The organism is Kitasatospora sp. NPDC001540, from assembly GCF_042894345.1.
GTDB lineage: Bacteria > Actinomycetota > Actinomycetes > Streptomycetales > Streptomycetaceae > Kitasatospora > Kitasatospora phosalacinea_C.
Genome location: NZ_JBIAVO010000023.1, coordinates 1 through 19,933, shown reverse-complemented (window position 1 = coordinate 19,933; position 19,933 = coordinate 1). Strand labels below are relative to the sequence as shown.

General features: G+C 73.8%; 17 protein-coding genes. 9 read left to right on the top strand and 8 right to left on the bottom strand.

From position 1 onward, the window contains the following. Positions 1-16: 16 nt before the first annotated feature. Positions 17-1,003, top strand: coding sequence for an ATP-binding protein (locus ACFY00_RS24795; RefSeq protein ID WP_388033741.1), 987 nt, complete (start codon positions 17-19; stop codon positions 1,001-1,003). A 331-nt stretch (positions 1,004-1,334) separates the two neighbouring features. Then, the gene (locus ACFY00_RS24790) at positions 1,335-3,671 is read left to right on the top strand and encodes a SulP family inorganic anion transporter (protein ID WP_388033740.1); all 2,337 of its coding nucleotides are present in this window, start codon (positions 1,335-1,337) and stop codon (positions 3,669-3,671) included. A 6-nt stretch (positions 3,672-3,677) separates the two neighbouring features. On the opposite strand, the gene ACFY00_RS24785 is transcribed toward ACFY00_RS24790, so the two are convergent. Next, a complete protein-coding gene (locus tag ACFY00_RS24785) occupies positions 3,678-4,184 on the bottom strand; it encodes a hypothetical protein (protein ID WP_388033739.1) in 507 nt (168 codons plus the stop codon). Positions 4,185-4,494: 310 nt separating this feature from the next. Here ACFY00_RS24785 and acs point away from each other — a divergent pair, with 310 nt between their 5' ends. Further along, a complete protein-coding gene (gene acs / locus ACFY00_RS24780) occupies positions 4,495-6,450 on the top strand; it encodes an acetate--CoA ligase (protein ID WP_388033738.1) in 1,956 nt (651 codons plus the stop codon). 75 nt (positions 6,451-6,525) lie between these two features. Here the strand turns inward: acs and ACFY00_RS24775 are convergent, their stop codons facing one another. Next, positions 6,526-7,608: a serine hydrolase domain-containing protein gene (locus tag ACFY00_RS24775; RefSeq protein ID WP_388033737.1), complete on the bottom strand. Its 1,083-nt coding sequence runs from the start codon at positions 7,606-7,608 to the stop codon at positions 6,526-6,528. Positions 7,609-7,962: 354 nt separating this feature from the next. Here ACFY00_RS24775 and nhaA point away from each other — a divergent pair, with 354 nt between their 5' ends. From nhaA to ACFY00_RS24760, 3 genes are all read left to right on the top strand, one after another. Then, entirely contained in the window at positions 7,963-9,270 is a 1,308-nt protein-coding gene (gene nhaA, locus ACFY00_RS24770; RefSeq protein WP_388033736.1) for a Na+/H+ antiporter NhaA, read from the top strand. Positions 9,271-9,397: 127 nt separating this feature from the next. Next, positions 9,398-9,868, top strand: coding sequence for a phage holin family protein (locus ACFY00_RS24765; protein ID WP_388033735.1), 471 nt, complete (start codon positions 9,398-9,400; stop codon positions 9,866-9,868). A gap of 77 nt (positions 9,869-9,945) precedes the next feature. Continuing rightward, positions 9,946-10,914 carry an alpha/beta fold hydrolase gene (locus tag ACFY00_RS24760; RefSeq protein WP_388033734.1) on the top strand — a complete coding sequence of 323 codons (969 nt, stop codon included), beginning with the start codon at positions 9,946-9,948 and terminating at the stop codon, positions 10,912-10,914. Positions 10,915-11,329: 415 nt separating this feature from the next. On the opposite strand, the gene ACFY00_RS24755 is transcribed toward ACFY00_RS24760, so the two are convergent. Together ACFY00_RS24755 and ACFY00_RS24750 are read right to left on the bottom strand one after the other, a co-directional pair. Then, positions 11,330-12,031 (bottom strand): metal-dependent hydrolase, encoded by a 702-nt coding sequence (locus tag ACFY00_RS24755; protein ID WP_285735958.1) that lies wholly within the window; start codon positions 12,029-12,031, stop codon positions 11,330-11,332. Between the two features lie 124 nt (positions 12,032-12,155). Then, positions 12,156-13,340 (bottom strand): MarP family serine protease, encoded by a 1,185-nt coding sequence (locus ACFY00_RS24750; protein WP_388033733.1) that lies wholly within the window; start codon positions 13,338-13,340, stop codon positions 12,156-12,158. Positions 13,341-13,556: 216 nt separating this feature from the next. Between ACFY00_RS24750 and ACFY00_RS24745 the strand changes: the two genes are divergently transcribed. Next, a complete protein-coding gene (locus ACFY00_RS24745) occupies positions 13,557-14,345 on the top strand; it encodes a DUF4389 domain-containing protein (protein WP_388033732.1) in 789 nt (262 codons plus the stop codon). 6 nt (positions 14,346-14,351) lie between these two features. Here ACFY00_RS24745 and ACFY00_RS24740 read toward each other — a convergent pair whose 3' ends face one another. From ACFY00_RS24740 to ACFY00_RS24725, 4 genes are all read right to left on the bottom strand, one after another. Further along, positions 14,352-15,053, bottom strand: coding sequence for an NUDIX hydrolase (locus ACFY00_RS24740; protein WP_388033731.1), 702 nt, complete (start codon positions 15,051-15,053; stop codon positions 14,352-14,354). Then, entirely contained in the window at positions 15,050-15,973 is a 924-nt protein-coding gene (gene nth / locus ACFY00_RS24735) for an endonuclease III (RefSeq protein WP_388033730.1), read from the bottom strand. Before nth ends, ACFY00_RS24740 begins: the two co-directional genes overlap by 4 nt. Positions 15,974-16,050: 77 nt before the next feature. Continuing rightward, positions 16,051-17,451: an MFS transporter gene (locus tag ACFY00_RS24730; RefSeq protein ID WP_388033729.1), complete on the bottom strand. Its 1,401-nt coding sequence runs from the start codon at positions 17,449-17,451 to the stop codon at positions 16,051-16,053. Between the two features lie 80 nt (positions 17,452-17,531). After that, positions 17,532-18,482 carry a hypothetical protein gene (locus ACFY00_RS24725; RefSeq protein ID WP_388033728.1) on the bottom strand — a complete coding sequence of 317 codons (951 nt, stop codon included), beginning with the start codon at positions 18,480-18,482 and terminating at the stop codon, positions 17,532-17,534. A gap of 312 nt (positions 18,483-18,794) precedes the next feature. On the opposite strand from ACFY00_RS24725, the gene ACFY00_RS24720 reads away from it, so the two are divergent. Further along, positions 18,795-19,067, top strand: a complete 273-nt coding sequence (locus ACFY00_RS24720; RefSeq protein ID WP_388033727.1) for a heavy-metal-associated domain-containing protein — start codon at positions 18,795-18,797, stop codon at positions 19,065-19,067. Positions 19,068-19,126: 59 nt separating this feature from the next. Next, positions 19,127-19,933 (top strand): cation transporter (locus ACFY00_RS24715; protein WP_388033726.1); only part of this gene is annotated, 807 nt, incomplete at its 3' end.

Here is a 19,933-nt window from a genome sequence, read left to right as displayed (position 1 = left end):
AGCCGGAGACTCAGAGATGAAGATCGCCTTCGTCGGCAAGGGCGGCAGCGGCAAGACCACCCTGTCCGCACTGTTCATCCGCCACCTGGCCGCCGCCGGTCGCCCGGTGCTCGCCGTCGACGCCGACATCAACCAACACCTCGGCCCGGCCCTCGGCCTGACGGACGACCAGGCCGCCGCGCTCCCCTCGCTCGGCGCGCACCTGCCGGAGATCAAGGAGTACCTGCGCGGCGACAACCCGCTGATCCGCTCCGCCGAGGAGATGATCAAGACCACCCCGCCCGGCCCCGGCTCCCGGCTGCTGCGGATCGTCGAGGAGAACCCGGTGTACGCGGCCTGCGCCCGCCCGGTCGCCCTGGACGAGGGTTCGGTCCGGCTGATGGCGACCGGCGCGTTCACCGAGGAGGACCTCGGGGTGGCCTGCTACCACTCCAAGGTCGGCGCGGTGGAACTGCTGCTGAACCACCTGCTGGACGGCCCGGACGAGTACCTGGTCACCGACATGACGGCCGGTTCCGACTCCTTCGCCTCCGGCCTGTTCACCCGTTTCGACCTGACCCTCCTGGTCGCCGAGCCGACCCGCAAGGGCGTCTCGGTGTACCGCCAGTACAAGGAGTACGCCCAGGACTTCGACGTCCACCTGCGGGTGGTCGGCAACAAGGTGCAGGGTCCGGACGACCTGGAGTTCCTGCGCCGCGAGGTCGGCGAGGACCTGTACGCCTGCTTCGGGCAGTCCGGCTGGGTGCGCCGGCTGGAGCGCGGGGACGAGCCGCCGCTGCGCGAACTGGAGCCCGCGAACCGGGAGGTGCTGGCCCGGCTGCAGACCGCCGCCGACACCGCCCACGGGCTGCGCGACCCGCGCCGGTACAGCGCCCAGGCGGTCCGCTTCCACCTGCGCAACGCGGAGAGCTGGGGCAACGCCAAGGTCGGCACCGACCTGGCCGACCAGGTCGACCCGGACTACGTGCTGGGCGCCGAACAGCCCCGGACCGCCGGAGTCTGAACCGCACCCGCACCCGTCCGTCCCCGAGGGGCCGGTCCGGCCACCACGGCCGGTCCGGCCTCTCAGGCGTTCCCCCAGGAAATTCCCGCTCGCTCGGGCGCCACACGATGTGGTGAACGCCCCTATTTGTACTGGCACTCGAAGCGCACGCTGTGCAAAGGTTCCATTACTCTCGGTTTACCAAGTCTTGAACCCTCGGGTCGCCGCAGGCCGCCGCCGCCGCGCCCACCCCGCCACACCCGCTGTGACCCACGACAGCCGATCCGACCAGGCACACCACACCGCCGGACCTGACTGCGTTCGTTCCCCCGGAAGAAGACGGGAAGACACCATGACCCTCGACGTCTCCAGCGCACCCATCGCCTCCGACACCACCGACCACGCCCCGCCGCAGGCCGACGCGGCCCCGGGCCGGGCCCGCGCCCTGCTGGCGCACGACCTGCCCGCCTCCCTGGCGGTGTTCCTCATCGCGGTGCCGTTCTCGCTCGGCATCGCCCTCGCCACCGGCGCCCCGCTGACGGCCGGCCTGGTCGCCGCCGCGGTCGGCGGCCTGGTGGCGGGCCTCCTCGGCGGCACCCACCTGCAGGTCAGCGGCCCGTCCGCGGCCCTGACGGTGGTCACCGCCGGGGTGATCGCCCAGTACGGCTGGCCGACCGCCTGCCTGGTCACCGTCGCCGCGGGCCTGCTGCAACTGCTGCTCGGCTCGCTGCGGGTGGCCCGCGCCGCGCTCGCCGTCTCGCCCGCCGTGGTGCACGGCATGCTGGCGGGCGTCGGCCTGACCATCGCGATCGCCCAACTGCACGTCATCCTCGGTGGTACGCCGCACAGTTCGGCACTGGCCGACCTGCTCTCGCTGCCCGGCGAACTGGCCGGGCCGCACCTGCCCGCGCTGGTGGTCGGCCTGCTGGCGCTGGCGGTCCTGTACGGCTGGCCCAGGCTCGGCCTGCTGCCCGGCACGGCCGGCCGCGTCGGCGCCCGGCTGGCCCGGCTGCCCGCCGCGCTGGTCGCGGTGGCCGCCGCCACCGCCCTGTCGCTGATCGCCGGGCTGCGGCTGGCCCGGGTCGAACTCCCGGTCTGGGAGCACCACCAGTTCTTCTCGTTGCCCTCGCCCGACCTGCTGTCCGGCCACTGGGCGGCGCTGCTCGGCCTGGTGCTGACGGTCACCGTGGTGGCCGGCGTGGAGTCCCTGCTGTCCTCCGTCGCGGTCGACCGGATGACCCGCCGCAGCGGTGACCTGGACCGCGAGCTGCGCGCCCAGGGCGCGTCCAACCTGGCCTCTGGGCTGCTCGGCGGCCTCCCGGTGGCCGGCGGCGCCGTCCGCTCCACCGCCAACGTGCAGGCCGGTGCGGCCACCCGGGCCTCCGCGGTGCTGCACGGCTGCTGGGTGCTGGTCGCCGCGCTGGTGCTGACCGCCGGGCTGCGGCGGATCCCGCTGGCCGCGCTGGCCGCGCTGGTGCTGGTGGTCGGCGTGCAGATGGTCAGCTTCGCGCACATCCGCCGGGTGCACCGGCACCGCGAGTTCCCGGTGTACCTGGCCACCGTGCTCGGGGTGGTGCTGCTCGGCGTCCCGCTCGGGGTGGCGCTGGGCGGTGCGGTCGCCGTGCTGCTCGCCCTCTACCGGCTGACCCGCGCCCACGTCGACGTGCTGGCCGAGGCGGACGGCTCGTACACCGTCCGCACCCACGGCCCGCTGACGTTCGCGGCCGTCCCCAAGCTGAGCCGGGCGCTGTCCCGGATCCCGGCCGGGGCGCGGGTGACGGTCCACCACGACGGCTCGTTCCTGGACCACGCCGCGTACGAGGCGCTGCACGCCTGGCGCACCGGCCACCAGGCGAGCGGCGCCCAGGTCGCGATGGTGACCGAGCGCCGCCCGCAGGACGTGCTGGATCCGGACGGCACCGTCCGGGCGGGCAGCTCCCCCGGGCCGCACCGCTGCCGCGCCTGGACGCCCTGGGTCGGCCACCACTGCGTCGAGCAGCGCGAGGACGACCCGCACGTCCGGCTGCTCGACGGCGTCCGCGGCTTCCAGCAGCACACCGCCCCGCTGGTCCGCCAGGAGCTCGCCCGCCTCGCCCGGGACGGCCAGACGCCCTCGCAGCTCTTCCTCACCTGCGCGGACTCCCGGATGGTCACCAGCATGATCACCAGCTCCGGCCCCGGAGACCTCTTCACCGTCCGCAACGTCGGCAACCTCGTCCCCGCCCCGTACGAGCCGGGCGCCGCGGACGACTCGGTGGCCGCCGCCGTCCAGTACGCGGTGGAGGTCCTGGAGGTCGCCTCGATCACGGTCTGCGGGCACTCCGGCTGCGGGGCGATGAAGGCCCTGCTGGACGGCGTCACCGAGGCGGCCGGTCCGCCCACCGCGCTGGCGCGCTGGCTGCGCAACGGCCGCAGCTCGCTCGACCGGCTGCGGCGCGCCCCCGCCGAGTTCGAGGGCCGCCCCGCGGCGGACGTGGTGGAGCAGCTGTGCATCACCAACGTGGTGCAGCAGCTCGACCAGCTGCTGGCCAACCCGGCGGTGGGGCGCCGGGTCGCGCAGGGCTCGCTGCGACTGGTCGGGATGTACTTCGACTTCGCGACCGCGCAGGCCTACGTGCTGGACGCGCGGACCGGCCGCTTCGCGCCGGTGCACGCGCACGCCGAGCCGGAGCAGGACCTCGCGGCCTAGGGGCCGTCAGAGCAGCAGCCGGGCCAGGTCGGCCGGGGTCACGTAGCCGGGCCAGCGGTGGTCGGCGAAGAGGTGGACCCCGGCGTCCTGGTAGCACTGGTCGACGAGTTGGGAGCAGATCATGTGCGCGGTGCTGGCGACGTAGCGCCGCAGCGGGGGGCCGATCGGCAGGTGGAGGCGGACGGCGGCGAGGGCGAGGTAGTCGGCGAAACTGTAGGGGGTGCCGACGTAGGAGCGGGCGGCGGCGGTGATCGCGGACCGTTGCTCGTCGGTGAGCGGGATCCGGCCGGTGGACCAGAGCGCCGGCCGGTCGTCGTAGACGGAGAGCGGGCGGAGTTCCGCGCCGCCGGGCTGGGCCTCGACGAGTTCGCCGTCGCCGACGTGGACGAAGGCGTGCTCGTAGTCGGCGAACCCGTCGCCGTTGAGGAACTGGCCGATCCGGATCAGGCGGCCGGTGCGGCCGCCCATCCGGACGACCGCGAAGTCGCCGGGGAGGGGAGGGGTGGTGTTCATGGCGGTACTCCCGCAGCAGTTGCTCAAAGTGATGAGTCGTGCACTTTCAGTGGAGTACCGGCGGAGGGGGGCGTCAAGGCGCTGCACGGGATTGATCGGAGCGGGGGACGGGAAGGGGCAGGGGGACCGGCGGGAGGTCCGGGGCGGCGCCCGCCCGGGATCGGGCCCTCGATCGATCAAAGGTCTACACCAATTTTCCGGCAGCTCTTGTCAACGGAGCGGTCGGCCTGGTGAGCTGTGCGCTGGGACACACGGGACAATCCCTCCGCACGGGGTTCCCCGGTATTTGAGACTCGATGAGGAGTGCGCGTTGAGCAACGAGAGCCTGGCCAATCTGCTCAAGGAGGAGCGGCGTTTCGCCCCGCCCGCGGAGCTCGCCGCCTCCGCCAACGTCACCGCCGACGCCTACGCCCAGGCCTCCGAGGACCGGCTGGCCTTCTGGGCCGAGCAGGCCCGCCGACTGAGCTGGGCGGTCGAGCCCACCGAGACCCTGGACTGGTCGAACCCGCCGTTCGCCAAGTGGTTCGCCGACGGCAAGCTGAACGTGGCGTACAACTGCGTGGACCGCCACGTCGAGGCCGGCCACGGCGACCGCGTCGCCATCCACTTCGAGGGCGAGCCCGGCGACAGCCGCGCCATCACCTACGCCCAGCTCAAGGACGAGGTCTCCAAGGCCGCCAACGCCCTGCAGCAGCTCGGCGTGGCCAAGGGCGACCGGGTCGCCGTCTACCTGCCGATGATCCCCGAGGCGGTCGTCGCGATGCTCGCCTGCGCCCGGATCGGCGCGGCGCACTCGGTGGTCTTCGGCGGCTTCTCCGCCGACGCGGTGGCCTCCCGGATCAAGGACGCCGACGCCAAGCTGGTCATCACCGCCGACGGCGGCTACCGCCGCGGCAAGCCGTCCGCGCTCAAGCCCGCCATCGACGAGGCGCTGACCAAGGTCGACGGCGTGGAGAACGTCCTGGTCGTACGCCGCACCGGCGAGGAGGTGGCCTGGACCGAGGGCCGCGACGTCTGGTGGCACGAGCTGGTGGACGGCCAGTCGGCCGAGCACACCCCCGAGGCGCACGACGCCGAGCAGCCGCTGTTCATCCTGTACACCTCGGGCACCACCGGGAAGCCCAAGGGCATCCTGCACACCTCGGGCGGCTACCTCACCCAGGCCAGCTTCACCCACAACGCGGTCTTCGACCTCAAGCCGGAGACCGACGTCTACTGGTGCACCGCCGACATCGGCTGGGTCACCGGCCACTCGTACATCGTCTACGGCCCGCTCTCCAACGGCGCCACCCAGGTGATCTACGAGGGCACCCCGGACACCCCGCACCAGGGCCGGATGTTCGAGATCGTGCAGAAGTACGGCGTGACCATCCTCTACACCGCGCCCACCCTCATCCGCACCTGGATGAAGTGGGGCGACGACATCCCGGCGCGGTTCGACCTCTCCAGCCTGCGGGTGCTGGGCTCGGTCGGCGAGCCGATCAACCCCGAGGCGTGGGTCTGGTACCGCGAGCACATCGGCGCCGGGAAGACCCCGATCGTCGACACCTGGTGGCAGACCGAGACCGGCGCGATCATGATCAGCCCGCTGCCGGGCGTCACCGAGACCAAGCCGGGCTCCGCCCAGCGCGCCCTGCCGGGCATCGCCGCCACCGTGGTGGACGACGAGGCCCGCGAGGTGCCCGACGGCTCCGGCGGCTACCTGGTGCTGACCGAGCCGTGGCCGTCCATGCTGCGCACCATCTGGGGCGACGACCAGCGCTACGTCGACACCTACTGGTCGCGCTTCGAGGGCCGCTACTTCGCCGGTGACGGCGCCAAGAAGGACGAGGACGGCGACATCTGGCTGCTCGGCCGGGTGGACGACGTGATGCTGGTCTCCGGCCACAACATCTCCACCACCGAGGTCGAGTCGGCGCTGGTCGGCCACCCTGCGGTCGCCGAGTCCGCGGTGGTCGGCGCGACCGACGCCACCACCGGCCAGGCGATCGTGGCCTTCGTGATCCTGCGCGGCACCGCCGCGGACAGCGAGGAGCTGATCGCGGAGCTGCGCAACCACGTCGGCCGCACCCTCGGCCCGATCGCCAAGCCGAAGCAGATCAAGGTGGTCTCCGAGCTGCCGAAGACCCGCTCCGGCAAGATCATGCGCCGCCTGCTGCGCGACATCGCCGAGGGCCGGGAGGTGGGCGACACCACCACGCTGGCCGACTCCACGGTGATGAACCTGATCCAGTCCCAGCTGCCGGCCGCCGGCTCCGAGGGCTGATCCACCGCACCACGGGCCGGGGCCCCGTTCCGCGCGAAGCGGGACGGGGCCCCGGCCGTCGGTGGCGGCCGCCGGTCAGCCCGCCAGCGCCCGCAGCGTCTCGTGCGCGCTCTGGGCGAAGCGGCGCCGCCCGGTGGCGAGCGGCCCGGCCAGCACGACCAGGCCGGTCTGCGCGGCCCGGTCGAAGCCCACGAAGGCGGTGCAGCGGCCGGTGGAGCCGCTGTGGAAGACCACCTCGCGGTCCGCGGCGCCCGCGGCGGGGCGGTGGTGCCAGCTCAGGCCGATCCGCTGCCCGAACCCGCGCCGGGCGACCCGGGGCAGCGATACCTCGCGCAGCGCGGTCCGCAGGCTGGCCGCCGCGCCGGTCCGCTCCGGGATCGGCACCGCGTCCACCGCCAGGTGGGCCTGCAGGTAGCGCAGCATGTCGTCGGCGGTGGAGCGCAGCGCCGCCGCGCCGGGCAGCGCCGGGAGCTTGAACGAGGGGATCCAGCGGCCGCGCCGGTAGCCGGTGGTCTCGTCCCGGCCGGTGCCGCAGGAGGTGTCGATCAGGCCGAGCGGCTCGCAGACCCGCCCCGCGAGCAGTTCCTGGTAGCGCTGCCCGGCGGCCCGTTCCAGCACCAGGCCGAGCAGTCCGGCGCCGAGGCTGGAGTACCGCACCCGGGTGCCGGGGGTGCCGCGCACGGGGGTGCGGGGCAGCGCCCGCAGCAGGTGGGCGGCGCTGAAGGTGGCGTACGGGCTGGTGAACCAGCGGGGCACCGCGGCGGGGGCGAGGCCGACCGGCAGCCGGGGCAGCCCGGAGGTGTGGGTGGCCAGGTGCAGCAGGGTGATCGGGCGCTCGTGCGGGTAGCCGGGCAGCGCCTCGGCGGGCAGGTAGCGGTCGATCGGGTCGTCGTAGCCGACCTCGCCGCGGGCGACCATGTCGGCGAGCAGCAGCGCGGTGAAGGTCTTGGTGACCGAGCCGAGTTCGAACCGGGTGTCGGCCCGCACCGGGCGCTCCCCGGCCCGATCGGCGTAGCCGCGGCAGGCCACGGTTCGCTCGGTGCCGCGGATCACCGCGACGGCGATGCCGCCCTCGGGCGCGGCGGCGGCGAACAGCGGGCGCAGCAGGCGTTCGAGGTCCGGGTCGGTTAACGGGGGCTGGGCGGTGCCGGCGCCCACGCCTCCTCTCCCCTGCGGACCCACGGCCTGCACCGGTATGGGTTCGGTCTCCTGACTGGGCATCGATTCCTCCAGGTCGGGGCGGGCCGCCGGGACGGCGGCACCGCTTCTGCGGCCGACCCTAGGAAGGCGCCGGGTCGTCCGCATCCGGCCGAACCCATCCGGGTCAGCGCGCCGGGGCCCGGCCGCCCGCCTCCCGGCAACCGCCATAAAGTGGGACGAACCGACTGCCCGCTCGTCACGCGCCGTAGGATGTCGGGAAAGCATCGAAGAACCTGAGGCGCGCCGGGAAGTCTGGTCGGCACTGCACCACCCGTGTGTCCGCATGCCGCCCGCCCCAGGAGGTCCCCCGCCGTGGCCAGCCCGTCCGACGACCGCCGCAGTGCCGACGACCGCCGCCAGTTCCTCGGCCTGCTGTCGCTGCCCGAACGCCGCTACCTCACCGACGCGCTGCGCACCGAGACGGTCGGCGGCGTGCTGCTGCTGGTGGCCGCGGCGGCCGCGCTGCTCTGGGCCAACCTGTGGCCGCACGCCTACGAGGCGGTGCTGGAGTACACGGTCGGGCCGAGTGCGCTGCACCTGCACCTGCCGTTGGAGGCCTGGGCGCAGGACGGGCTGCTGACGGTCTTCTTCTTCGTGGCGGGCATCGAGCTGAAGCGCGAGTTCGTGGCCGGGGAGCTGCGGACGCCGAGCGCGGCGGCGCTGCCGGTGGTGGCGGCGGTGTGCGGGGTGCTGCTGCCCGCGGTGCTGTTCACGGTGATCAACGTGGCGGCGCCGAACGGGCACCCGGCGGGCTGGGCGATCCCGACCGCGACCGACATCGCCTTCGCGCTGGGCGTGCTGGCGGTGGTGGGCAGTCACCTGCCGTCCGCGCTGCGGGCGTTCCTGCTGACCCTGGCGGTGGTGGACGACCTGATCGCGATCCTGATCATCGCGGTCTTCTACTCGTCCGGGATCGAGTTCTGGGCGCTGGGGGCGTCGCTGGCGGGGCTGGTGCTGTTCTGGTTCCTGCACCGGCGCGGGGTGCACGGCTGGTGGCTGTACGTGCCGCTGGCGGTGGCGATCTGGGCGCTGATGCACGAGAGCGGGGTGCACGCGACGGTGGCGGGCGTGGCGATGGGCCTGCTGCTGCGCTGCCACCGCGAAGAGGGCGAGGAGCACTCCCCCGGCGAGCACATCGAGCACCTGGTGCGGCCGCTGTCGGCGGGCCTGGCGGTGCCGGTGTTCGCGCTGTTCGCGGCGGGCGTGCCGGTGTCGGCGCAGATCCTGGGCGAGGTGTTCACCCGGCCCGCGCCGCTGGGCATCGTGATCGGCCTGCTGGTCGGCAAGTCGGCGGGCATCTTCGGCGGCACCTGGCTGGCCGCCCGCTTCACCCGGGCCACCCTGAACCCGCAGCTGACCTGGTCCGACCTGGTGGCGCTGGCCACCGTCGCGGGCATCGGCTTCACGGTCTCGCTGCTGATCAGCGACCTGGCGTTCCCGGACGACCACCACCTGGCCCAGCTGTGCAAGGAGGCGGTGCTGGTCGGCTCGCTGGCCTGCGCGGTGGTCGGCTCGCTGCTGCTGAAGCGGCGCAACCGGCACTACCGGGAGCTGTACGACGAGGAGAACCGGGACGAGGACGGCGACGGCGTCCCCGATGTGTACCAACGCCAGGGGTGACACGCCGTCGGGCGGGTACCCGGAGTGGTGCCCGACTCGCCGGTAGGGGCATGATGCTGAGCTGACACACCCACGCGTGACGGCCGCTCAGGACGCCTCACCCAGCCCTTCGAACGGAGACCTCCCGATGGCCGCAGGAGCCCTACCCCCGAACGGCCGCACCCCGCACGAGGGCGAGCGGACCATCGGCGAGCTGTTCGCCGACGCCACCGCCGAGCTGTCCAGCCTGGTGCACGACGAGATCGCGCTGGCCAAGGCCGAGATCAAGGCCGACGTGGTGCGCGGCGGCATCGGCACCGCGGCGGGCGTGGTGGCGGGCGTGGTGGCGCTGGCCTCGATCCCGATGTTCTCCTTCGCCTTCGCCTGGGGCCTGCAGGCGCTGGGCATCACCACCGGCTGGTCGTTCGCCATCGTGGGCGGGGCGTACGTGCTGATCGCCCTGCTGCTGGCGTTCCTGATGGTCCGGTACTTCAAGAAGGTCAAGAAGCCGGAGCGCACCATCGCGGGCGCCCAGGCCACCGCGAAGGTGCTGAAGAACGCCAGGCCGCGGCCGGCCACCAAGGAGGAGATCGACCGGGCGCTCGGCCGGATCCAGTGAGCGGCGGCCGGTAACGGTTGCGCGCGTGCACGAGTGCCGGGCGGGTGCGGGAAGGGCGGGTATGACAGGCTGCGGGTATGTCGTTGGACCAGAAGCCCGTGGATGAGACCACTCCCGCTCCCGTCCCGCCGGTGCCCGCGGAGCCGTGGAGCGTCCGCTCGGCCGGGCCGTGGACGCACCGGGACCTGGCGGCGAACGGGGCGCGCTTCCACATCGCCGAGCTCGGCGAGGGCCCGCTGGTGCTGCTGGTGCACGGCTGGCCCGAGTACTGGTGGGCGTGGCGGCACCAGCTGACGACGCTGGCCGGGGCGGGCTTCCGGGCGGTCGCGCTGGACCTGCGCGGCACGGGCGGTTCGGACCGCACCCCGCGCGGCTACGACCCGGGCAACCTGGCGCTGGACGTCACCGGCGTGATCCGCTCGCTCGGCGAGCGGCGGGCGCACCTGGTCGGGCACGCCACCGGCGGCACGCTGGCCTGGGTGGCCGCGGTGATGCGCCCCTCGGTGATCCGCAGCCTGACGGTGGTGTCGGCGGCGCACCCGCGGCACCTGCGCCGGGCGCTGCTGACCGACCGCAAGCAGATCGCCGCGTTCGAGCACGTGCTGGGCTTCCAGCGGCCGTGGCTCCCGGAGCGCCGCCTGGTCGCGGACGACGGGGCGCTGGTGGGCGAGTACCTGCGGGCCTGGACCGGGCCGAACATGCTGCCCGCCCAGGCGGTGGCGGCGTACCGGAAGGCGATCCAGGTGCCGAGCACCGCGCACTGCTCGATCGAGCCGTACCGCTGGCTGATGCGGTCGATGGCGCGGCCGGACGGCATCCAGTTCGCGCGCCGGATGAAGCGGCAGATCACCGCGCCGGTGCTGCACGTGCAGGGCGCCTCGGACCCGGTGCTGCTGCCGCGGACGGCGCTGGGGGCGGGCGAGTTCGTGTCGGCGCCGTACCGGTGGCGGCTGCTGCCGGGGGTCGGGCACTTCCCGCACGAGGAGGTCCCGGAGGAGTTCACCGCGGAGCTGATCGAGTGGGTCCGGCAGCACGGGGAGGACTGAGCGGCGGGGCCCAACCCGGCTTCGCTGCCTCCGAGTTGGTGGCGTTCATATGACAAGTGCATAGGCCAGTCGGCGGCCGCGGACACGGTTACTCCGGGCGGCCCAGGGGAATCCCTCCGGTATGACCTGGATGCCCGATCGAGAAGCCCAGCCGCGCCGACGCCGCCGTGGCAGCAGCAGCTCGCAGCAGCACGTCCCGCAGCCGGAGTGGCCCTACGAGCCGACCGGGCGAGCACCACGCGGCGCGGGGTACCGGCTCGGCATTCCGAAGATCATCGGACGGCGCGCCCGCTGGGTCGGCGCCCGACTCCGCCGGGAGGGGTGACGCCCGCAGGCGGCCCGCACGGACGGGCGGGGGGGGGGGGGGGGGGGGGGGCCCCCCCCCCCCCCCCCCCCCGGCCCCGTCGGCGGGCGCTCAGCTCAGGACGGTCGGCGAGATCGCGGTGGACCACAGCAGCAGCGCGAAGGTCGCCAGCGTCATCACCGGCACCAGGATCTTGGTCTCCACCTTGTTGCCGGTGCGCTTGATCAGCACGACCTCGTAGCGCTCCTTGTGCGGCCACAGCAGCGGTGAGCCCTGCTTGGTCAGGCAGTCGCCCAGCAGGTGCGCCAGCGTGCCCAGGGCCACCGCGTACGGCAGCCAGCCCGGGGCGCTGGGCAGCCAGTTGAGCATGCCGAAGGTGCCGAGCGCGGCCAGGCCCATCACGGTGATCCAGCCCTGCGGACCGTCCCCCGGCGGGTGCAGGTGCAGTGCCTTGATCGCCATCGCGAGCAGGAAGAACGTCAGGCCGATGGTGAAGTTCCGGCCCCCGTAGGTGATCCCGGCCCAACTGCCGCCGCCCATCAGCGCCACGAACAGCAGCGAGTGGGTGGCGTGCCGGTGGCCGCCGGAGACCCAGGCCACGAACTGGCACAGGACCTTGGAGATCGGGCCGAGGAAGTTGGCGATGGTGCCGTCGTGGTGGTCCAGGTCCGGCAGCAGGGCCGCGCCCGCGCACAGCACGGTGCCCATCAGCACGTCCGCCGGCTGCAGGTGCATGCCCATCAGCGGCGGGACGAACGGCGCGGTGGCCGCGAACAGCAGGGCGCCGCTGACCGCGTGCGAGTGACCCATCATGACGTGTGTCCGACCTCCCGGAAGGCTCCTGCCGCGGCGGCCCGGTGCGGCCGTTCGGGTGAGCTCGGCCGACGCTACCAGCAGCGACGGACGGACCGTCAGAGTGGTTCCGGCCTCCGGCCGGTCACAGCGCGCAGCCCTCGGTGCTGACCTTCCCGCTCGCGGTGGCGCCCTGCGCGACGTCCTCCCGCACCTCGGCGGCGGTCAGCACGTAGCCGGTGTCGGAGCTGTCCAGCGACTTGGCGAACACCACCCCGTACACCTGCCCGTCCGGGGTCAGCAGCGGGCCGCCGCTGTTGCCCTGGCGGACCAGCGAGCGCACCGAGTAGACGTCCCGGACGACCTGGCCGCGGTGGTAGATGTCCGGGCCGTTGGCCTGGATCCGGCCGCGGATGCGGGCGGGCTGGACGTTGAACGCGCCGTTCTCCGGGAAGCCCGCGACGATCGCCGAGTCGTTGGAGCGGGCCTCGCCCGCGAAGGCCAGCGGCGGGGCGTTCAGCTTCGGCACGTCCAGCACCGCGATGTCGCGCTGCCAGTCGTAGCGGACCACCGTCGCGTCGTACAGCTGCCCCGCCCCGGCGACCTGCACGGTCGGCTCGTCGACGCCGCCGACCACGTGGGCGTTGGTCATCACCCGGTGCGGGGCGAACACGAAGCCGGAGCCCTCCAGCGTCTTGCCGCAGGAGGTCGCCGTGCCCAGCACCTTCACCAGCGATCCCTTGGCCCGCAGCACGCCCGGGCTGTTGGCCAGCGCCGGGTCGGGCGGCGCCACCTCGGTGATCGGCTCCTGCTCGAACGGGTTGAACACCTGCGGGAAGCCGTTGCGGGCCAGGTCCTGGCTGAGGTCGGAGAACCAGTTCGGGGCGTCGTCCGGCAGCGCCTCCTGCACCGTGCCCAGCACCTTCGAACTGCGGACCTGCTTGGAGACGGTCGGCAGCGAGGTCCCGGCCAGCGCCGACCCGATCAGCCAGGCCACCAGCAGCATCGACAGCACGTTCACCAGCGAGCCGCCGACCGCGTCCAGGGTCCTCACCCTGTTCCGGCCGATCCGCCCCCGCAGCTTCCACCCGAAGTGCGTGGTGACCGCCTGCCCGACCGCCGCCAGCACGATCACCACCACCACGGCCACCACCGAGGCGGTGGTCCCCGGCGAGAGGTGGTGCAGCAGCAGCGGCAGCAGCTGGACGGCGATCAGGCCGCCGCCCAGGAAGCCCAGCACCGAGAGCGCGCCGACCACGAACCCCTGCCGATAGCCGGACACGGCGAAGCCGAGCGCGGCGGCGATCAGCAGCAGATCCAGGACATTCACCCGAACACCCTCCCACGTCCCGCCGGGCGGGGGACACCGGTCCCCGGCCGTCGCCCGATCGGGTCAACCCGGCGGGCAGCAGGTGCGGAGCGGTTGGGACGGTCTGATCATCCGACCTCGTCAGCAGCCGACCGGACGGGGACCGCGGGACATGCCGGGAGTGACCGGAAGCGACCGCGAACGAGCGAGAACGACCGGGAAGCAGGGAGCCGAACCATGGAACAGCCCAGGTGGGACGTGCCGGCCGTGGACCGCACCGAGTTCCAACCGGCCCTGGACGTCCCACCGCCCGGCCCGCAGAACCGGCTCACCGTGCTGCTGCGCCTGCTGCTGCTGCTCCCGCAGTACGTGGTGCTGTGGCTGCTGTCGATCGTCGCCTTCGTGGTCGTGGTGATCGGCTGGTTCGGCGCGCTGTTCGCCGGTCGGCTGCCGCGCTTCGCCGCCGACTGGCTCGGCGGCTACCTGGCGTACGACACCCGGGTCTACGCCTCCTCGCTGCTGGTCACCGACCGCTACCCGCCGTTCCGGTTCGCGGCCCCCGACCACCCCGTCCGGATCGAGCTGCGGGCGGGCGGGCCGCTGAACCGGCTCGCGGTGTTCTTCCGACTGCTGCTGGTGATCCCCGCCGCGATCGTCCAGGGGCTGCTGCAGACCGGCTGGTGGGCGCTGTCGTTCGTCAGCTGGCTGGTGGTGCTGGTGCTCGGCCGGATGCCGGAGGCCCTGTTCGGGGCCACCGCGGCGGTGCTGCGCTACCGGATGCGGTTCCAGGCGTACCTGATGATGCTGACCCCCGCCTACCCCAAGGCCGTGTTCGGCGACCCCGCCGACTCCGAGCCCGTCCGCTCCGCGACCCGGCCGCTGGTGCTGACCGGGGCCGCGAAGGCGCTGCTGGTGGTCTACCTGGTGCTCGGGGTGATCGGGTCGGCGGCAAGCTCGGTCACCAACGACTGGAACGGGTACGAGGACGGCGGGGACACCGTGTCGACCATGGCGCCGCCCCGCTGAGGGCGCTCAGCCGCTGCGCCGGGACAGTTCGACGGCCTCCTCGGAGAGCTCCACGACCCGCCGGGTGTCCCAGGGCCGCTCCAGACCGCTGAAGTGCAGCACCCGGTCGATCACCCCCGCGGTGAACCCCCACACCAGCCGACCGGCCACCTGGAACGCGGGCCCGGTGAACCCCGAGGGGTGGCGCAGCTTCGCCCGGTTCGCCGGGTCGGTCAGCTCGGCCAGCGGCACCCGGAACACCGCGCCGGTCTCCGCCGGATCGACCACCGCCACCGGCGACTCCCGGCGCCACCACCCCAGCACCGGCGTCACCACGAACCCGCTGACCGGGATGTACAGGGCCGGGAGCCGGGCGAACAGCTGCACGCCCGACGCGTCCAGGCCGGTCTCCTCCACCGCCTCGCGCAACGCCGCCGCGAGCGGGCCGTCGCCCGCCGGGTCGCCGTCCTCCGGATCCAGCGCGCCGCCCGGGAAGGACGGCTGGCCCGCGTGCGAGCGCAGGCTGCGGGCCCGCTCGATCAGCAGCAGGTCCGGCCCCGCCGGGCCCTCGCCGAACAGCATCAGCACCGCCGACGGACGGCCGCCCTCGGGGGGCGGCAGGAACCGGCTCAGCTGCTCCGGCGCCGCCCGCTCGGCGGCGTCCCGCACCGGCAGCAGCCACTGCGGCAGGCCGTCGCGGACCAGCGCGGGCTGCGGCGTCGTCGTCATGAGGTCGTCTCCTCGGCGGGCTTCGCGGTCGCCTTCGCGGGCTTCGCGGACTTCGCGGATTTCGTGGGCTTCGCGGACGGCAGGGCCCGCGGGTCGGTGTCCGGCAGCGGGTGCCCGGCGGCGAGCTCGGAGCGGGCAGCGGCCTCCCCCGGGAAGTCCGCCGGAGGGCGCAGGCGCTGGCCGGGTTGCCCCGCCAGCTCGTACTTCAGCAGCTTGCGGGCCTGCTCCGGGTCGGTCTCCCCCACCCCGTACGACGGGCACAGCGGCGCGATCGGGCACGCCCCGCAGGCGGGCTTGCGGGCGTGGCAGACCCGGCGGCCGTGGAACACCACCCGGTGCGAGAGCATCGTCCACTCCGACTTCGGGAAGATCGCCATCACGTCGGCCTCGACCTTCTCCGGGTCCTCCTCCGCCGTCCAGCCGAAGCGGCGGGCCAGCCGTCCGAAGTGGGTGTCGACGGTGATCCCGGCCCCGCCGAACGCGTTGCCGATCACCACGTTGGCGGTCTTGCGGCCCACCCCCGGCAGCGTGACCAGGTCCTCCAGCTTGCGCGGCACCTCGCCGTCGAAGCGGTCGCGCAGCGCGATCGACAGGCCGATCAGCGACTTCGCCTTGGCCCGGAAGAACCCGGTGGGCCGGATGACCTCCTCCAGCTCCTCCGGGACGGCCGCCGCGAGGTCCTCCGGCGTCGGGTACTTCGCGAACAGCGCCGGCGTCGTCTGGTTCACCCGCAGGTCGGTGGTCTGCGCCGACAGCACGGTCGCCACCAGCAGTTGGAACGGCCCGTCGAAGTCCAACTCCGGGTGCGCGTACGGATAGAGCTCCGCCAGCTCACGGTTGATCCTCCGGGCCCGCCGCACCATCCCCAGGTGCGTCTCGGGCTTCTTCCGCCCGACCTTCGCGACCTTGCTCTCTGCCATGCACGAAGGCTACGCCGAAGCGACTGGGCCGCGGCCGGGAATCGGCCGGGCCCGGCTTCCGCGCGGAGGGGGCGGGGTCAGGAGGGACGGGAGCGGAGGGTGAGGAGGGAGGCGAGGGCGCCGAGGAGGGCGAGGACGGCGGCGCCGAGGAAGGCGGCGGAGAAGCCGTGGGTGAGGGCGGTGGGGTCGGTGAGGTCGCGGGCGCCGTTGGCGGCGGCGACGGCGGTCATGGCGGCCAGGCCGAGGGCGGAGCCGACCTGGTAGGAGGTGTTGACGATGCCGGAGGCGAGGCCTCCCTCGGCGGGGTCGGGGACGGCGAGGGCGGTGCCCAGGGAGGGGATGAAGGCCAGGGCCATGCCGAGCGCGGCGAGCAGCGAGGCGGGCAGCACGTCGACCGCGAAGCTGCCGTCCGGGCGGGCCAGCGAGAGCCAGTACATGCCCGCGGCGAGGGCGGCGAGGCCGGTGACGACCAGGGGCTTGGGCCCGAAGCGGGCGATCAGCCGGGGCGCCAGGACGATCATCATCAGCATGATCGCGGCGGTCATCGGGAGCAGCGCCGCGCCCGAGGCGAACGCCTCCAGGCCGAGCACCTGCTGCAGGTAGAGGTTGAGGAAGAACCACATCGGGATCCAGGCCGCGGCCATCAGCAGCTGCGCCAGGTTGGCCCCGGCCAGGTTCGGGCTGCGCCAGATGCCGAGCCGCATCAGCGGTTCGCGGCGGCGGGACTGCAGCAGCAGGAAGACGGCGATCAGCAGGAGCCCGGCGGCCAGCACCAGCCAGGTCTGCGCCGAGCCCCAACCGGCCTGCGGGGCGCGGACGATCGCGAGGACGGTGACGGCGAGGCCGGTGGTGACGGTGGCCGCGCCGAGCCAGTCGATCGAGCCGCGGCGGGCCGCGGCGGCGGGCATCACGGACGGGGTCGCGGCGAGCACGGCCAGCGCCACCGGGACGTTGATCCAGAACACCCACTGCCAGCTGGCGTACTGGGTGATCAGCCCGCCGAGGAAGACGCCCGCGGTGCCGCCCGCCGGGGCGGCCGCCCCGTACAGGGCGATGGCCTTGGGGAGTTCGGCGGGGCGCGGGCCGAAGAGGGTCATCAGCAGGGTGAGCGCCGCCGGGGCGATCAGGGCCGAGCCAGCGCCCTGGACGGCGCGGCCGAGCAGTTCGACCCAGGCGGTGCCGGCCAGGCCGGCCAGCAGGGAGCCGACGGCGAGGACCGCCCAGCCGGTGGCGAAGACGCGCTTGGCGCCGAGCAGGTCGGAGAGCCGTCCGCCGAGCAGCAGCAGGCCGCCGAAGGCGATCACGTAGGCGTTGAACACCCAGGACAGGTTCTCCTGCGAGAAGCCGAGCGCCGACTGCATCTCGGGCAGGGCCACGCCGATGATCGAGGTGTCCATGATGACCATGAACTGGGCGAGGGCGATCAGGGTGAGCGCCGTCCAGCGGCGCGGCGCGGGTGGTGCGCTGAGGTCGGACATGGCCGGGGGCTCCTCTGGTGATATACGGGGAGGGGGTATGTGGGGGACGGATGGGTGGGGCGGACGGGAGGGGGGTGACCTCAGTGCTGGTGGGTTTCGGCCGCGGGGGCCTCGGCGGCGGGAGCCTCGGCGGCGGTGAGGGTGAAGGCCGCGGTGTGGACGGCGCCCTGGTGCCGGAAGTCCAGGAAGAGGCGGTAGTCGCCGGGGCTGGGCGCGGTCGCGGTGAAGTCGACCTCCGGGCCGGGGGCGGTGGCGCCGTCGCCCGGTTCGCCGTCCGGGTGGACGTGCAGGTAGCCGAGGTCGCCGGCCCGGAGGACCACCAGGTGGCCGTACGCGGCGAGGTACGGGTCGAGGTCGGTGACCGGGCGGCCGTCGCGGCTCACGGTGAAGGCGAGGTGGCCGGGGCGGCCCGGGGTGAGGTCGCCGGTGAGGGTGAGGGTGTAGCCGTCGACGGTGACGGTGCGGCCGGTCTGCGGGAGGGCGGCGGGGCGGTAGTCGCCCGCGGCGTGCAGGTCGGCGCCGAGGGTGAGCGGGTCGGTCTCGGCGGCCGGGGTGAAGTCGGCGAAGACCCGGTAGTCGCCGGCCGCGGGGAGGTCCGCCGGGGCGGTCCAGGTGCCGTCGGCGGCGCGGACGGGGTGCAGGTGCTGGAAGTCCGTCAGGTCGCGGCTGGCGACGATCAGGTGGAGCTCCTTCTCGTGCGCGGGCCGGTAGGCGGTGAGCGGGCGCCCGTCCGGGGCCAGCACCTGGAAGCGCAGCTCGGTGGGGCCGCCGGCCGGGACGACGGTGCGGTCCAGGCGGAGGGCGTAGCCGCGGTCGGCGACCTGCAGGCCGCCGACCCGGTGGTCGCCGTGGGCGGCCGCGGGCTCCTCGCCGTGGGCAGCCGCGGGATCCTCGCCGCGGGCGGCGTGGGCGGTGTGCGGCTGGGCGGCGCGGGCCGGGACGGGGCCGACCGCGCGGCCGACGCCGTACGCGGCGGTGAAGGCGGCGGCGAGGCCAGTGGCGAAGGCGGTGACCTTGAGGGCGGTGTTCACGGCGCGCTCCTGCGGGTGGGGTGAGGGGGCCGCCCCGGTGGGATCCGGGGCGTTCCGACGCAGCGAGTAGATACCCCCAGGGGGTATGTGTCAATCGGGGTGGGAGCGGGAGGGCGGGGCGACCGCACCCGCACGGGTCGCCATCCATGCAGGTCAGAGCAGGCGCGGCGGGGCCCTGAAATTCGCCCGGGAACGGATGGAGTGCGGGGGCATCGGAAGGAGTGCTTGCGCCGCATACCCCCCGCGGGTATAACTGGAGCCATCGAAGCCGATACCCCCACTGGGTATCACCGGATCACTGCGGAGGTTCCCGTGTCCTGCTGCTCCACCGACGGCACCTGCTCCACCACCACGACCGCGACCGCCCCGGCCGCCGTCACCACCGTGTTCACCATCGCCGGAATGACCTGCGGCCACTGCGAGCAGGCGGTCGGCAAGGCCGTCGGCGCCCTGGAGGGCGTGCGGGCCGTCCGGGTCGACGTGCAGGGCGGCCTGGTGAGCGTCGACTCGGCCGCCGAGCTGGACGACGCGGCGGTGCGCGCCGCGATCGACGAGGCCGGCTACGAGCTGACCGGCCGGGTCTGAGCCCGGCCCCCACCCGTAGGAATCCGGCCCGCGGCCGGGAGAGACCACGAGGAGCCCTGATGACCACCCAGGCAGCACCCGCCTCCACCGAGGTGGAACTCCGCATCGGCGGCATGACGTGTGCGTCCTGCGCCGCGCGGATCGAGAAGAAGCTCAACCGCATGGACGGCGTCCGGGCCACCGTCAACTACGCCACCGAGAAGGCCAAGGTGGTCGTCGACGGGCCGGTCGAGGTCGCCGACCTGATCGCGACCGTCGAGGCCACCGGCTACACCGCCGCCGTCCCCGAGCCCCCGGCGGCGCCGGAGACCGCGACCACCGCGGCCACCGGCCCCGCCGACGGGCTGGCGCCGCTGCGGCAGCGGCTGGTCACCGCCGTCGCGCTGGCGGTGCCGGTGATCGCCATGGCGATGGTGCCCGCCCTGCAGTTCGACAACTGGCAGTGGCTGTCGCTGACCCTGGCCGCGCCCGTGGTGACGTACGCCGCCTGGCCGTTCCACAAGGCCGCCTGGACCAACGCCCGGCACGGCGCCGCGACCATGGACACCCTGGTCTCGGTCGGCACCGGCGCCGCGTTCCTGTGGTCGCTGTGGGCGCTGTTCTTCGGCGACGCGGGCATGACCGGGATGCGGCACGGCTTCGAGTTCACCATCGCCCGCTCGGACGGCGCGTCGAACATCTACCTGGAGGCGGCGGCCGGTGTCACCGCGTTCATCCTGGCCGGACGCTACTTCGAGGCCCGCTCGAAGCGGACCGCGGGCGCCGCGCTGAAGGCGCTGCTCGACCTGGGGGCCAAGGACGTGGCCGTGCTGCGGGACGGGCGGGAGGTGCGGGTGCCGGTCGGGCGGCTCGCGGTCGGCGACCGC

Excerpts from the sequence above, each read along its gene's own strand:
- ACFY00_RS24795 (WP_388033741.1), top strand. The coding sequence starts at position 17 with ATGAAGATCGCCTTCGTCGGCAAGGGCGGCAGCGGCAAGACCACCCTG.
- ACFY00_RS24790 (WP_388033740.1), top strand. The coding sequence starts at position 1,335 with ATGACCCTCGACGTCTCCAGCGCACCCATCGCCTCCGACACCACCGAC.
- ACFY00_RS24785 (WP_388033739.1), bottom strand. The coding sequence starts at position 4,184 with ATGAACACCACCCCTCCCCTCCCCGGCGACTTCGCGGTCGTCCGGATG.
- ACFY00_RS24765 (WP_388033735.1), top strand. The coding sequence starts at position 9,398 with ATGGCCGCAGGAGCCCTACCCCCGAACGGCCGCACCCCGCACGAGGGC.
- ACFY00_RS24760 (WP_388033734.1), top strand. The coding sequence starts at position 9,946 with ATGTCGTTGGACCAGAAGCCCGTGGATGAGACCACTCCCGCTCCCGTC.
- ACFY00_RS24755 (WP_285735958.1), bottom strand. The coding sequence starts at position 12,031 with ATGATGGGTCACTCGCACGCGGTCAGCGGCGCCCTGCTGTTCGCGGCC.
- ACFY00_RS24745 (WP_388033732.1), top strand. The coding sequence starts at position 13,557 with ATGGAACAGCCCAGGTGGGACGTGCCGGCCGTGGACCGCACCGAGTTC.
- ACFY00_RS24740 (WP_388033731.1), bottom strand. The coding sequence starts at position 15,053 with ATGACGACGACGCCGCAGCCCGCGCTGGTCCGCGACGGCCTGCCGCAG.
- nth (WP_388033730.1), bottom strand. The coding sequence starts at position 15,973 with ATGGCAGAGAGCAAGGTCGCGAAGGTCGGGCGGAAGAAGCCCGAGACG.
- ACFY00_RS24730 (WP_388033729.1), bottom strand. The coding sequence starts at position 17,451 with ATGTCCGACCTCAGCGCACCACCCGCGCCGCGCCGCTGGACGGCGCTC.